Here is a 14,227-nt window from a genome sequence, read left to right on the forward strand (position 1 = left end):
CACTTATGAGCAAGAAATATTTTGGCACCGACGGTATCCGTGGTCGGGTCGGCGAATACCCTATTACCCCTGATTTCATGCTCAAGCTCGGCTGGGCTGCCGGTATGGCGTTCCGCAAGATGGGTGCCTGCAAGGTGCTGGTCGGCAAGGACACGCGAATTTCCGGCTATATGTTCGAGTCGGCTCTCGAAGCCGGCCTGACCTCGGCGGGTGCCGATGTGATGTTGCTGGGGCCGATGCCGACACCGGCCATTGCCTACCTGACGCGTACGTTCCATGCGCAGGCGGGTATCGTGATCAGTGCTTCCCATAATCCCCACGACGACAATGGCATCAAGTTTTTCTCCGGCAAGGGCACCAAATTGCCGGATGAAGTCGAGCTGATGATCGAAGAACTGCTGGATACGCCGATGACTGTGGTTGAGTCGAGCAAGATCGGCAAAGTGTCGCGGATCAACGATGCCTCGGGTCGTTACATCGAGTTCTGCAAGGGCAGTGTGCCGACCGGCACCAGTTTCGCAGGCCTGAAAGTCGTCGTCGATTGCGCCCATGGTGCGACCTACAAGGTTGCACCGAGTGTATTTCGCGAGTTGGGCGCCGAGGTCGTGGTGCTGTCCGCCCAGCCTAACGGGCTGAACATCAACCACAACTGCGGTTCCACCCATACCGACGCGCTGCAGGCAGCGGTCCTGGCCGAGCAGGCTGATCTCGGGATCGCCTTCGATGGCGACGGTGATCGGGTCCTGATGGTGGATCATACGGGGACTGTCGTCGATGGCGATGAGCTGCTGTTCATCATCGCGCGTGATCTGCATGAGCGCGGCAAGCTGCAGGGTGGGGTGGTCGGCACGCTGATGAGCAACCTCGGTCTCGAGCTGGCGCTTGCGGATCTGGATATTCCCTTCGTGCGAGCCAACGTGGGTGACCGCTATGTCATCTCGGAGCTACTGGAGCGCAGTTGGGTCGTCGGGGGTGAGAACTCCGGTCACATCGTGTGCTTCGATCACACCACCACCGGTGATGCAATCATTGCGGCCTTGCAGGTACTGATGGCGCTCAAGGCGCGCAACGAGAGTCTTGCGTTGTCGCGCCAGGCGTTGCGCAAATGTCCGCAAGTGTTGATCAATGTGCGCTTCGGTGGCGGGGCGAACCCCATCGAGCATGCCACGGTCCAGCAGGCCAGCGAGCGCGTGACACAGGCGATGGCGGGGCGTGGGCGCGTGCTGCTGCGCAAGTCCGGTACTGAGCCCCTGGTGCGCGTCATGGTCGAAGGCGAGGATGAAGCACAGGTTCGCGGTTATGCCGAAGAACTGGCGAAGCTCGTTACTGAAGTTTCTGCCTGAATTCGGCTTGCCAGTCATGAAACGGTTGGGTAACATCTGCGCCCACTTTGACCGACGAGGTACAGCATGCGTCGCCCTATGGTAGCTGGTAACTGGAAGATGCACGGTACCCGCGCCAGCGTCGCTGAGCTGATCAATGGCCTTCGTCATCTGGCCTTGCCAAGCGGTGTTGATGTCGCGGTATTCCCGCCTTGCTTGTATATCAATCAGGTGATTGATGGCTTGAAGGGCAAGTCGATTTCGATCGGCGCGCAGAATTCTGCGGTGGAATCCATGCAAGGTGCGCTGACCGGTGAAATTGCGCCAAGTCAGTTGGTGGATGCGGGTTGTTCCCTGGTTCTTGTCGGGCACTCCGAGCGTCGCATGATCATGGGTGAGCAAGACAGGGCCCTGATTCGCAAGTTTGCGGCAGCTCAGGCCTGCGGTCTGATTCCGGTGTTGTGTGTGGGGGAAACCCTCGAGCAGCGTGAGGCCGGGAAGACCCTTGAAGTTGTCGGGCGTCAGCTGGGCAGCATCATCGAAGACCTGGGTGTCGGTGCTTTTGCAAAGGCGGTCATTGCTTACGAGCCGGTCTGGGCCATTGGTACCGGGCTGACTGCTTCGCCGCAACAAGCGCAGGATGTGCACGCCGCCATCCGCGCCCAGTTGGCGGCAGAAAATTCTGAAGTGGCACGAGGTGTGCGGCTTCTATACGGCGGCAGCGTGAAGGCGGCCAATGCGGTCGAACTGTTCGGCATGCCGGATATCGATGGGGGGCTCATTGGTGGAGCTTCCCTGAATGCAGATGAGTTCGGTGCGATCTGTCGCGCCGCGGGAAACTGAAAAAATGCTGGAAACAGTCGTAGTCGTTTTTCATCTGCTGGGTGCATTGGGCGTAGTTGCTCTGGTATTGCTGCAGCAGGGTAAAGGTGCGGATGCTGGTGCGTCTTTCGGTGCAGGTGCTTCAAATACTGTGTTCGGAAGCCAAGGTTCCTCTACCTTTCTTAGTAAGTTTACTGCTATACTTGCCGCCGGTTTCTTCATGACCAGCTTAGGGTTAGGTTACTTTGCTAAAGAGAAAGCTCATGAGCTGACTCAAGTAGGGTTGCCAAGTCCAGCGGTGTTGGAAGCGCCAAAGCAAAAACCGGCTTCTGATGATGTCCCGGTGCTTCAAGAGCAAAAGTCGGCCAATCCGGCGACTGACGTGCCTCCAGCTCAAGAGCAGAAGTAAGAAGGTTTCAAAAGCTGTATTTGCCGAGGTGGTGGAATTGGTAGACACGCAACCTTGAGGTGGTTGTGCCCATAGGGTGTAGGGGTTCGAGTCCCCTTCTCGGTACCAATTGAATCAGGAGAGCCCGCAATAGCGGGCTTTCTTGTAGGTGGAAGGGTTACATTGACCCTGTAAGGGATCGGTCGTATACTTCCGCCCCAGCTTTGTCGCGGGATGGAGCAGCCTGGTAGCTCGTCGGGCTCATAACCCGAAGGTCGTCGGTTCAAATCCGGCTCCCGCAACCAGTTTCAGGGCCCCTTCCAAGGGGCTTTTTGTTAGCTGGACACTTTATAACGCCGCTGTTCAACGGCGTTTCAGGGATGGGCGATTCGCCCATTTTTTTTTATTTGCACAGCATGCACAAACATGCACGAGGGGGTTCAGGTGTCGAGCAAGCTAGAACAGTTGCAGGCCTTGTTGGCCCCGGTGGTCGTGGCCCTTGGCTATGAATGCTGGGGTATTGAGTTTTCGGCTCAAGGTCGCCACTCACTGTTGCGCGTTTATATCGATAAGGAAGGCGGCGTGTTGGTGGATGATTGCGCCATCGTCAGCCGTCAGATCAGCGGTGTGCTGGATGTTGAAGATCCGATCAGCACCGAATACACCCTTGAGGTTTCCTCGCCCGGCATGGAACGCCCTCTGTTCAGCCTTGAACAGTTCGCTTCGTTTGCCGGTGAACAAGTGAAGATCAAGCTGCGTTCGCCCTTTGAGGGTCGACGCAACTTTCAAGGCCTTCTGCGCGGTGTAGAAGAGCAGGACGTCGTGGTGCAGGTAGATGACCATGAGTTCCTGTTGCCGATCGATATGATCGACAAGGCCAACATTATTCCCAGTTTTGACTGATACGTGCCAGATACTGCGGATCCCGCGGATCCAATGGCTTGCGAAAGGCGAGGCGTACGATGAGCAAAGAAGTACTGCTGGTTGTTGAGTCGGTATCCAATGAAAAGGGCGTACCGGCTAACGTTATTTTTGAAGCGCTGGAGCTGGCTCTGGCCACTGCTACCAAGAAGCGGTTTGAAGACGAAGTTGATTTGCGTGTGGAGATCAATCGCCACACTGGTTCCTATGAAACTTTCCGTCGCTGGACGGTGGTCGAAGAAGCCGACCTGGATGATCCGGCTATCGAAACCTGGCCGAGCAAGGTTGCAGAAACGCATCCTGGCGCCAAGGTAGGTGATGTAGTCGAAGAAAAGATCGAGTCCATCGAATTTGGTCGCATCGCTGCACAGACTGCCAAGCAGGTCATCGTGCAGAAGGTTCGTGAAGCCGAGCGCGCGCAAGTCGTTGACGCTTATCGCGAGAAGCTGGGCGAGATCATCTCCGGCACCGTGAAAAAGGTCACCCGCGACAACGTGATCGTCGATCTGGGCAACAACGCCGAGGCGCTGCTGGCACGTGAAGACATCATTTCTCGCGAAACCTTCCGGGTGGGCGTGCGACTGCGTGCGCTACTCAAGGAAATCCGCACCGAGAACCGCGGCCCTCAGCTGATTCTGTCGCGTACTGCGCCGGAAATGCTGATCGAGTTGTTCCGCATCGAAGTGCCGGAAATCGCCGAAGGCCTGATCGAAGTCATGGCTGCCTCCCGTGATCCGGGATCGCGTGCCAAGATTGCGGTCCGTTCCAAGGACAAGCGCATCGACCCGCAAGGTGCCTGCATCGGCATGCGCGGTTCGCGTGTCCAGGCCGTATCCGGCGAGCTGGGCGGTGAGCGTGTGGACATCGTTCTCTGGGACGATAACCCGGCTCAGTTCGTGATCAACGCGATGTCGCCAGCAGAAGTGGCGGCAATTATCGTTGACGAAGATGCCCATGCCATGGACATCGCCGTTGGCGCAGACAATCTGGCTCAGGCCATCGGTCGTGGTGGTCAGAACGTGCGTCTGGCCAGCCAGCTGACGGGCTGGACCCTGAACGTGATGACCGAATCGGACATCCAGGCCAAACAGCAAGCTGAAACCGGTGACATCCTGCGCAACTTCATCGAAGAGCTCGAAGTCGATGAAGAGCTGGCGCAGGTACTGGTGGATGAGGGCTTTACCAGCCTGGAAGAGATTGCCTACGTGCCGGTGGAGGAAATGCTCAACATCGACGGCTTTGACGAAGACATCGTCAACGAGCTTCGCGCTCGGGCCAAGGATCGTTTGTTGACCAAAGCCATCGCTACTGAGGAAAAGCTGGCAGACGCCCATCCGGCCGAAGACCTGCTCTCGCTTGAGGGTATGGACAAGGATTTGGCGATGGAACTGGCGGTGCGCGGCGTAATTACCCGCGAAGACCTGGCCGAGCAGTCTATTGACGACCTGCTCGACATCGACGGCATTGACGATGATCGTGCCGGCAAGTTGATCATGGCCGCCCGAGCCCACTGGTTCGAGTAATTAGGCGCGGCCTGAGGAGAGAAGTGCATGACGCAAGTCACGGTGAAACAACTGGCCGATGAGGTCAAAACACCGGTAGAGCGCCTGTTGCAGCAGATGCGTGAGGCAGGTCTGCCGCACACCGCCGCCGAGGAACATGTGACCGACAGTGAGAAGCAGTCCCTGCTGACCCACTTGAAGAGCAGTCACAAGGCGAAAGTGGAAGAACCGCGCAAGATCACTCTGCAGCGTAAAACCACCAGCACCCTGCGTGTTGCCGGTAGCAAAAGCATCAGCGTAGAAGTACGCAAGAAGAAAGTTTTCGTCCAGCGCAGCCCGGAAGAAATCGAAGCCGAGCGCAAACGCGAACTGGATGAACGTCGCGCAGTAGAAAATGCCGCGCGCCAGAAGGCTGAAGAAGAAGCCAAGCGCCGCGCCGAAGAAGAAGCGCGTCGTCAGCCTGCCCCGGCCGCTGCGCAACCTGCTCCGGCGGAAGCCGTAGCGGCGCCTGCCCAGGTGGCTGAGCCCGTGCGTGAAAGTGCACCGGTCCTGGAGGCAGCTCCTGCCCCTGCGGCTGACGCTCGCAAGCGTGACGAACCGCGTCGTCCGGACAAACCACGTGCCGACGAAAACCGTCGTGGCGGTGGCGATGGCGAGCGCAAGAACGCTCCGCATCGTGCTTCGGTCAAGGAAAAGGCGCCGGCACCACGGGTTGCACCACGCACCACCGACGAAGAGAGCGATGGCTTCCGTCGTGGCGGTCGCGGCAAGGCCAAGCTGAAGAAACGCAACGCCCACGGTTTCCAGAGCCCGACCGGCCCTGTCGTGCGTGAAGTGAAGATCGGCGAGACCATCACTGTGGGCGATCTGGCCCAGCAGATGTCGGTCAAGGCTGCCGAGATCATCAAGTTCATGTTCAAGCTGGGTACGCCAGCCACCATCAACCAGGTACTGGATCAGGAAACTGCCCAGCTGGTTGCCGAAGAACTGGGCCACAAAGTGACCCTGATCAGCGACACCGCCCTGGAAGATTCCCTGGCCGAGTCCCTGAAATTCGAAGGTGAAGCGGTTCCTCGTGCGCCGGTCGTGACCGTCATGGGCCACGTCGACCACGGTAAGACCTCGCTGCTCGACTACATCCGTCGTGCCAAGGTAGCTGCTGGCGAAGCCGGCGGTATCACCCAGCACATCGGTGCATACCACGTTGAAACCGATCGTGGCATGGTCACCTTCCTCGATACCCCGGGTCACGCCGCGTTTACCGCCATGCGTGCCCGTGGTGCCAAGGCGACCGACATCGTGATCCTGGTGGTCGCGGCGGACGACGGCGTGATGCCACAGACCATCGAAGCCGTTCAGCATGCCCAGGCAGCTGGCGTGCCGCTGGTGGTTGCGGTGAACAAGATCGACAAGCCGGGCGCCGACCTCGATCGCATCCGCAGCGAGCTGTCGGTTCACGGCGTGACTTCGGAAGACTGGGGTGGCGATACTCCATTCGTTCCGGTTTCCGCGAAGATGGGTACCGGCGTCGACGAATTGCTCGAAGCGGTATTGCTGCAGGCCGAAGTACTTGAACTGACCGCCACCCCATCGGCTCCTGGTCGTGGTGTCGTGGTTGAGTCGCGCCTGGACAAGGGTCGCGGTCCGGTGGCCACGGTCCTGGTTCAGGACGGTACGCTGCGTCAGGGCGACATGGTGCTGGTCGGTTCGAACTATGGTCGCGTTCGCGCCATGCTCGACGAGAACGGCAAGCCGATCAAGGAAGCCGGTCCGGCTATCCCGGTCGAGATCCTCGGCCTGGACGGTACGCCGGACGCTGGTGACGAGATGAGCGTTGTGGCTGACGAGAAGAAGGCCCGCGAAGTGGCTCTGTTCCGTCAAGGCAAGTTCCGCGAAGTCAAACTGGCTCGCGCTCACGCCGGCAAGCTGGAAAACATCTTCGAAAACATGGGCCAGGAAGAGAAGAAGACGCTCAACATCGTCCTCAAATCCGACGTCCGTGGTTCGCTGGAAGCCTTGCAGGGCGCTCTGAACGGCCTGGGCAACGACGAAGTGCAAGTGCGTGTGGTCGGTGGCGGTGTCGGTGGTATCACCGAAAGCGACGCCAACCTGGCACTGGCTTCCAATGCGGTACTGTTCGGCTTCAACGTGCGTGCCGATGCCGGTGCTCGCAAGATCGTCGAGCAGGAAGGTCTGGATATGCGTTACTACAACGTGATCTACGACATCATCGAAGACGTCAAGAAAGCCCTGACCGGTATGTTGGGCAGCGACGTGCGGGAGAACATCCTGGGCGTGGCCGAGGTTCGCGACGTGTTCCGCTCGCCGAAATTCGGTGCAATCGCTGGTTGCATGGTGATCGAAGGTGTCGTTCACCGTAACCGTCCGATCCGTGTACTGCGTGAAGACATCGTGATCTTCGAAGGCGAGCTGGAATCCCTGCGTCGCTTCAAGGATGACGCTTCCGAAGTACGTGCCGGCATGGAATGCGGTATTGGCGTCAAGAGCTACAACGACGTCAAGGTCGGCGACAAGATCGAAGTCTTCGAGAAGGTCCAGGTTGCTCGCAGCCTCTGACTCGCGTACTTCAAGAGCCGCATCGGGTAGCTGCATGAACATGCGCTGCTTTGCTGGCGGACTCTAAACGCAACGCCCGGTCTGGCTTTTGCCAGACCGGGCGTTTGCCGCTTTCAGACCTCACGGGTTTCGCCGTGGGGCAGTAACAGGTAGCAAGACATGGCAAAAGAATATAGCCGTACCCAACGAATCGGCGATCAGATGCAGCGCGAGCTGGCCCAACTGATCCGCCGCGAAGTCAAGGACCCGCGTGTCGGCCTGGTCACCATTACTGCAGTGGAAGTCAGCCGTGACGTTGGTCATGCGAAGATTTTCATCACGGTGATGGGGCAGGATGGCGCCGATGACGTCGCCCAGAGCATCAAGGTGCTCAACTCGGCCGCCGGTTTCCTGCGCATGCAGTTGGCCAAGGAAATGAAGCTGCGCAGTGTTCCGCAACTGCATTTCCATTACGACGAAAGCGTCGCCCGGGGTGCGCATCTGTCGGCGTTGATCGAGCGCGCCGTGGCTGAAGACAGTCAGCACGCGGCTGAACCCGAAGACACCAAGGAGTAACCGGTGGCTCAGGTCAAACGTATCCGTCGTAATGTCAGCGGTATCATCCTGCTCGACAAGCCGTTGGGGTTCACCTCCAACGCAGCCTTGCAGAAGGTTCGCTGGCTGCTCAATGCCGAGAAAGCCGGGCATACCGGCAGCCTCGATCCGCTGGCTACCGGCGTGCTGCCGCTGTGTTTCGGCGAGGCGACCAAGTTCTCCCAATACCTGCTCGACTCCGACAAGGGCTATGAAACCCTGGCGCAACTGGGCAAGACCACCACCACGGCGGACGCCGAAGGTGAGGTACTGCGCGAGCGCCCAGTGACCGTTGGTCAGGCTGATATCGAAGCTGTGCTGCCAGGATTTCGTGGGCAAATCAGTCAGATACCGCCGATGTACTCTGCCCTGAAGCGTGATGGGCAACCCTTGTATAAACTGGCGCGTGCAGGCGAAGTAGTGGAGCGTGAACCACGTTCTGTTACTATTGCGCGCTTGGAATTGCTGGCCTTTGACGGTAATACTGCCCGGCTAGCCGTGGATTGCAGCAAAGGCACTTATATCCGGACCCTGGTGGAGGATATCGGTGAGCAGCTCGGCTGTGGTGCGTACGTGGCGGAGTTGCGCCGGACCCAGGCCGGACCTTTCACGCTGGCCCAGACGGTCACGCTGGAAGAGCTCGAAGCGGTACATGCCGAAGGCGGCAACGAAGCGGTCGACCGCTTCCTGATGCCATCGGACAGTGGTCTGCTGGACTGGCCGCTGTTGCAGTTCTCGGAACACAGCGCATTCTACTGGCTCAATGGCCAGCCGGTGCGTGCCCCGGATGCGCCGAAGTTCGGTATGGTCCGGGTACAGGATCACAACGGTCGCTTCATCGGTATCGGTGAAGTGAGCGAAGACGGGCGCATTGCGCCGCGTCGACTGATTCGGTCGGAATGACCGGAACCCGTCTGTGTAATAGCAGGCGGGCGAGTGTGGCTGTTAACAGGCACGGTCACTACTCATTTATAGATACAGGGATCTGTCCCTGGCCTGTTGGTACGGTTTCCCCGGAAACGGTACCTCACAAGAGGAAAGCCACATGGCACTCAGCGTTGAAGAAAAAGCTCAGATCGTGACCGACTACCAGCAAGCTGTTGGTGATACTGGTTCGCCAGAAGTGCAAGTTGCACTGCTGACCGCCAACATCAACAAACTGCAAGGTCACTTCAAGGCCAACGGTAAGGACCACCACTCCCGTCGTGGTCTGATCCGTATGGTAAACCAGCGTCGCAAGCTGCTGGATTACCTCAAGGGTAAGGACGTAAGTCGTTACAGCGCCTTGATCGGCCGCCTGGGTCTGCGTCGCTAATAAGCGATTGCGCTATGAGGTTGGTGGTCTGTCTGTTGCCTGCGCTTTGCGTCGGCAACCGGCAGGCTCCCAGCCTCAAGTTTTATCTGGACAGTCGTTGGGCCGATTCCCCGCACTGCCCAAGAATTTCGCAAGAAGACAAGTTCCCCAAGAGCCACAAAGAAGGTAGGACACCGTGAACCCGGTAATCAAAAAATTCCAGTTCGGTCAGTCGACCGTTACCCTCGAGACTGGCCGTATCGCCCGTCAGGCCTCCGGCGCAGTGCTGGTCACCGTTGACGACGACGTCAGCGTATTGGTGACCGTTGTCGGTGCCAAGCAAGCCGATCCAGGCAAGGGCTTCTTCCCTCTGTCTGTTCACTACCAGGAAAAGACTTACGCCGCCGGTAAGATCCCTGGCGGTTTCTTCAAGCGCGAAGGCCGTCCTTCCGAGAAAGAAACCCTGACTTCCCGACTGATCGACCGTCCGATCCGTCCGCTTTTCCCAGAAGGCTTCATGAACGAAGTGCAGGTTGTCTGCACCGTCGTTTCCACCAGCAAGAAGACCGATCCGGACATCGCTGCGATGATCGGTACCTCGGCTGCGCTGGCCATCTCCGGCATTCCTTTCGATGGCCCGATCGGCGCTGCCCGCGTTGCGTTCCATGAAAGCACCGGCTACCTGCTGAACCCGACCTACGAGCAACTGAAGGCCTCGAGCCTGGACATGGTCGTTGCCGGTACTTCCGAAGCCGTGCTGATGGTTGAATCCGAAGCCAAAGAGCTGACCGAAGACCAGATGCTGGGTGCCGTACTGTTCGCCCATGACGAGTTCCAGGTGGTCATCAACGCCGTCAAGGAACTGGCCGCCGAAGCCGCCAAGCCAACCTGGACCTGGGCTCCGCAAGCCGAAGCCACCGAGCTGCTGGGTGCCATCCGTGCCGAGTTCGGCGAAGCCATCTCCCAGGCCTACACCATCACCGTCAAGGCCGACCGTTACGCGCGCCTGGGCGAGTTGAAGGACCAGGTTGTTGCCAAGCTGTCCGGCGAAGAAGGCCAGCCATCGGCTGCCGACGTCAAGGCTGCTTTCGGTGAAATCGAATACCGCACCGTTCGCGAAAACATCGTCAACGGCAAGCCACGTATCGACGGTCGCGACACCCGTACCGTACGCCCGCTGAACATCGAAGTCGGCGTTCTGCCAAAGACCCACGGCTCGGCCCTGTTCACCCGTGGCGAAACCCAGGCCCTGGTCGTTGCCACACTGGGCACCGCCCGTGACGCGCAACTGCTGGACACTCTGGAAGGCGAAAAGAAAGACCCGTTCATGCTGCACTACAACTTCCCTCCGTTCTCGGTGGGTGAGTGCGGTCGCATGGGTGGCGCCGGTCGCCGCGAAATCGGTCACGGCCGTCTGGCCCGTCGTTCGGTCCAGGCCATGCTGCCGGACGCCGACGTGTTCCCGTACACCATCCGTGTGGTATCGGAAATCACCGAGTCCAACGGTTCGAGCTCCATGGCTTCGGTCTGCGGCGCTTCCCTGGCCTTGATGGACGCCGGTGTGCCGATGAAGGCGCCGGTTGCCGGTATCGCCATGGGCCTGGTGAAGGAAGGCGAGAAATTCGCCGTCCTGACCGATATCCTGGGTGACGAAGACCACCTGGGCGACATGGACTTCAAAGTGGCCGGTACCGCCAAAGGCGTGACCGCACTGCAGATGGACATCAAGATCAAGGGCATCACCGAAGAGATCATGGAGATCGCCCTGGGCCAGGCCCTGGAAGCGCGCCTGAACATCCTCGGCCAGATGAACCAGGTGATCGGTCAGTCCCGCACCGAACTGTCGGAAAACGCTCCGACCATGATCGCGATGAAGATCGACACCGACAAGATCCGTGATGTCATCGGTAAAGGCGGCGCGACCATTCGTGCGATCTGTGAAGAAACCAAGGCTTCGATCGACATCGAAGACGACGGTTCGATCAAGATCTTCGGCGAAACCAAGGAAGCAGCAGAAGCAGCACGCCAGCGCGTCCTGGGCATCACCGCCGAAGCCGAGATCGGCAAGATCTACGTCGGCAAGGTCGAGCGCATCGTCGACTTCGGCGCTTTCGTCAACATCCTGCCGGGCAAGGACGGTCTGGTTCACATCTCCATGCTGAGCGATGCTCGCGTCGAGAAAGTGACCGACATCCTGAAAGAAGGCCAGGAAGTGGAAGTGCTGGTACTGGACGTGGACAACCGCGGCCGTATCAAGCTGTCCATCAAGGACGTGGCGGCGGCCAAGGCATCGGGCGTTTAATCACCCCTTCGCCTGACTGCTGAACAACAAAACGCCCCGACTGGTTCGGGGCGTTTTGTTGTGTGTGGAAAATCCTTGTGGCACAGGTTGCCTGGTCACGGGCTGGATGCTAGGTTAGCTCACCGCCCGTGTAGCTCAGTCGGTAGAGCAGCGCACTCGTAACGCGAAGGTCGCAGGTTCGATTCCTGTCTCGGGCAAGATCTCCTCTCTCCTTATTTCACCTTCCTGCTCAACTCCTCAACCATGCGTTTGAGCTGATCCATCTCGCGATCCTGATCGCTGATCTTTCCTTTCAGCGTCGATATCTCGCTGTTGTTCGAACTCGAGCTGGAGCCGCTATTACGCTTGAGCTCTTCCACTTGCTTGCCAAGGTCGTTCAGGTCGCGCTCCTGTTCCTTGACCGTGCGTTTAAGTTCTTCAATTTCCCGGCTGCTGGAGTTGGAACTGGAACCGCTGTTGCGTTTGAGCTCTTCGATCTGCCGGGCCTGCTCGGCGAGGGTGCGCTTCTGGCTTTCCAGTTCGATAGCGTTGGCTTTGGCGGCTTGCTGCATGTCCTTCAAGTTATCGATGCTGATACCGGTTTTGTAGAAGACGTCGTTGCCAAATGAGCTGCGAAGGGCCGAAATTTCATCGGATGGCTCTGGAAAATTGGACGAGATCTCAACTGCCGCTTGCGCGGCGCCGGTCAATACCAGGCTGGAGAGTAGCAGGGTCGTGGTAGCCCGCCGAATAGACGTTAACTTTGGAAAGCTGCGCATTACAGAATCCTTATGAAGTGCCGATATGGCGCATCGCTATGACTCGGGATTCTGATAGATGTTCCTCGACCTCTTCCGTACGTGGACATAAGGTTTTTGTGCGGCAGATGTAAAGAGCCGTGTAAATCATCGGTAAAACGTCCTATATTCGTTGCCTGCATGAGCATTGCCCAGCAGTTTTCAAATGATCCACGAATGGTTCCAAGGACCAGGAAAACCGCGCTGCCAGCGGTTCTGTGTCAGAGAGATCCTTGATGATCCAGTCCCATCTTCCATTCCTTCGATCAGCGAGAACGACATGACGGCTAAAGAACTGACCCAAGAAGCCAGACACGAAGAAGCGCTGCGCAAATACGCCCTGGATACGCCTCAGTTACTGGAAGAAATCGGGAACCTGAGCGCCGATGAGCAGAAAGACCAGATTCAGTGGGCTTTCGAAGACGAGGCCGAAGCCCAGGGCTTGCAGCCTTGGGAGCTGACGCTCAAGTACACCAGCACGCCTGAAGAGTTCGAGGCGCAGCGTCTTGCCTTGCACAAGGAGGCTGCCGAGGTGCTGGGTGTGGATTGGGATGAGTACTGCGAGATGAATAATCTGGTGGTCTGAAAAAAAACGCCAGCCTCAGGGCTTAATGCCAGTCAGTTAAGGATCAAACGGCGCAACGCCTGTGGGAGCAGAGCTTGCTCGCGATAGCGATGGGCCCGTCAACGTTGTTGCTGACTGACTTACCGCAATCGCGAGCAAGCTTTGCTCCCACGGGCTTTATTAGCCTCAGGGCTGGCGTTTTTTATGCTCAGAGACTCAAGCGCATCGACAGATCCACCGCCTTCACATCCTTGGTCATCGCTCCGATCGAGATGTAGTCCACCCCGGTCTCGGCAATCGGCCGCAACGTGCTTTCATTGATCCCGCCGCTGGCCTCCAGCTTCGCCTTGCCGCCGTTCAGGCGCACGGCTTCACGCATGTCGTCCAGGCTCAATTCGTCGAGCATGATGATGTCGGCGTTGGCCGCCAGTGCTTCCTTCAATTCCGTCAGGCTTTCCACTTCGACTTCCACCGGTTTGCCCGGTGCAATCTTGTGAGCGGCCGCGATCGCCTGGGCGATCCCGCCGCAGGCCGCGATGTGGTTTTCCTTGATCAGGAAGGCATCGTACAGCCCTATGCGGTGGTTATGGCAGCCGCCGCAGGTGACGGCGTATTTCTGTGCCAGGCGCAGCCCGGGCAGGGTCTTGCGGGTATCCAGCAGCTTGACCTGGGTGTCGGCGACGAAGTCGGCCAGGTAGCGGGCGCGGGTGGCGACACCCGAGAGCATCTGCAGGAAGTTCAGCGCGCTGCGCTCGCCGGTCAGCAGTGAGCGGGCCGGGCCTTCGAGGTGGAACAGCGCCTGGTCGGAGTTGACCCGGTCGCCGTCACGCACCTGCCAATGCACCGCAACACGCGGGTCCAATTGCCGGAACACGGCGTCGACCCAGGCTGTGCCGCTGATGATCGCGGCTTCGCGGGTAATGATGGTGGCCTTGGCCAGGCGTTCGGCGGGAATCAACTGCGCGGTGATGTCGCCGCTGCCGATGTCTTCGAGCAAGGCGCGGCGCACGTTGGCTTCGATTTCGGCAGTCAGGTCGGCGAGACGTAGGTTCGGCATAACGGGCTCCACAGGCAAAGTGGCCCGATTATAGGGCCAGTGTCCTGTTGCACAAACATTGTTCACCAGGACCTGCATTTGGTCGGCTCTTCGCAACGTTTTGCCAATTCCCCGGTCATTTATTGCGA

Annotated in this window: 13 protein-coding genes and 3 tRNA genes; 14 read left to right on the forward strand and 2 right to left on the reverse strand. The window is 58.7% G+C overall.

Going from position 1 to position 14,227, the window contains the following annotated elements; all coding sequences use genetic code 11:
- Positions 1–5 precede the first annotated feature (5 nt).
- The 13 genes from glmM (at position 6) to QZH45_RS05205 (ending at position 11,898) form a co-directional block, all read left to right on the forward strand.
- Complete coding sequence (gene glmM, locus QZH45_RS05145) at positions 6–1,343, forward strand: phosphoglucosamine mutase (protein WP_024779948.1); 1,338 nt, start codon at positions 6–8, stop codon at positions 1,341–1,343.
- A gap of 66 nt (positions 1,344–1,409) precedes the next feature.
- Positions 1,410–2,165 (forward strand): triose-phosphate isomerase, encoded by a 756-nt coding sequence (gene tpiA, locus QZH45_RS05150; protein WP_024779947.1) that lies wholly within the window; start codon positions 1,410–1,412, stop codon positions 2,163–2,165.
- Between the two features lie 4 nt (positions 2,166–2,169).
- Complete coding sequence (gene secG, locus QZH45_RS05155) at positions 2,170–2,553, forward strand: preprotein translocase subunit SecG (RefSeq protein WP_024779946.1); 384 nt, start codon at positions 2,170–2,172, stop codon at positions 2,551–2,553.
- A gap of 22 nt (positions 2,554–2,575) precedes the next feature.
- Positions 2,576–2,661 (forward strand) — tRNA-Leu (locus QZH45_RS05160).
- A gap of 99 nt (positions 2,662–2,760) precedes the next feature.
- Positions 2,761–2,837 (forward strand) — tRNA-Met (locus QZH45_RS05165).
- Positions 2,838–2,976: 139 nt separating this feature from the next.
- Entirely contained in the window at positions 2,977–3,435 is a 459-nt protein-coding gene (gene rimP, locus QZH45_RS05170; protein ID WP_024779945.1) for a ribosome maturation factor RimP, read from the forward strand.
- A 59-nt stretch (positions 3,436–3,494) separates the two neighbouring features.
- Complete coding sequence (nusA, locus tag QZH45_RS05175; RefSeq protein WP_024779944.1) at positions 3,495–4,976, forward strand: transcription termination factor NusA; 1,482 nt, start codon at positions 3,495–3,497, stop codon at positions 4,974–4,976.
- A 27-nt stretch (positions 4,977–5,003) separates the two neighbouring features.
- Positions 5,004–7,532 carry a translation initiation factor IF-2 gene (infB, locus tag QZH45_RS05180; protein ID WP_053193009.1) on the forward strand — a complete coding sequence of 843 codons (2,529 nt, stop codon included), beginning with the start codon at positions 5,004–5,006 and terminating at the stop codon, positions 7,530–7,532.
- A 159-nt stretch (positions 7,533–7,691) separates the two neighbouring features.
- Positions 7,692–8,087 (forward strand): 30S ribosome-binding factor RbfA, encoded by a 396-nt coding sequence (rbfA, locus tag QZH45_RS05185; protein ID WP_024779942.1) that lies wholly within the window; start codon positions 7,692–7,694, stop codon positions 8,085–8,087.
- 3 nt (positions 8,088–8,090) lie between these two features.
- Complete coding sequence (gene truB, locus QZH45_RS05190) at positions 8,091–9,008, forward strand: tRNA pseudouridine(55) synthase TruB (RefSeq protein ID WP_024779941.1); 918 nt, start codon at positions 8,091–8,093, stop codon at positions 9,006–9,008.
- Between the two features lie 142 nt (positions 9,009–9,150).
- Positions 9,151–9,420 carry a 30S ribosomal protein S15 gene (rpsO, locus tag QZH45_RS05195; RefSeq protein WP_002555121.1) on the forward strand — a complete coding sequence of 90 codons (270 nt, stop codon included), beginning with the start codon at positions 9,151–9,153 and terminating at the stop codon, positions 9,418–9,420.
- Positions 9,421–9,595: 175 nt separating this feature from the next.
- Positions 9,596–11,701 carry a polyribonucleotide nucleotidyltransferase gene (pnp, locus tag QZH45_RS05200; RefSeq protein ID WP_024779940.1) on the forward strand — a complete coding sequence of 702 codons (2,106 nt, stop codon included), beginning with the start codon at positions 9,596–9,598 and terminating at the stop codon, positions 11,699–11,701.
- Positions 11,702–11,825: 124 nt separating this feature from the next.
- A tRNA-Thr gene (locus QZH45_RS05205) sits at positions 11,826–11,898 on the forward strand.
- 15 nt (positions 11,899–11,913) lie between these two features.
- Here the strand turns inward: QZH45_RS05205 and QZH45_RS05210 are convergent.
- Positions 11,914–12,459, reverse strand: a complete 546-nt coding sequence (locus QZH45_RS05210) for a hypothetical protein (protein WP_024779939.1) — start codon at positions 12,457–12,459, stop codon at positions 11,914–11,916.
- 298 nt (positions 12,460–12,757) lie between these two features.
- Here QZH45_RS05210 and QZH45_RS05215 point away from each other — a divergent pair, with 298 nt between their 5' ends.
- Positions 12,758–13,063: a DUF6388 family protein gene (locus tag QZH45_RS05215; protein WP_024779938.1), complete on the forward strand. Its 306-nt coding sequence runs from the start codon at positions 12,758–12,760 to the stop codon at positions 13,061–13,063.
- 187 nt (positions 13,064–13,250) lie between these two features.
- Here the strand turns inward: QZH45_RS05215 and nadC are convergent, their stop codons facing one another.
- On the reverse strand, positions 13,251–14,099 hold the full coding sequence (gene nadC, locus QZH45_RS05220) for a carboxylating nicotinate-nucleotide diphosphorylase (protein WP_024779937.1): 849 nt from the start codon (positions 14,097–14,099) through the stop codon (positions 13,251–13,253).
- Positions 14,100–14,227 lie beyond the last annotated feature (128 nt).

Source organism: Pseudomonas corrugata (assembly GCF_050920615.1).
Lineage (GTDB): Bacteria > Pseudomonadota > Gammaproteobacteria > Pseudomonadales > Pseudomonadaceae > Aquipseudomonas > Aquipseudomonas corrugata.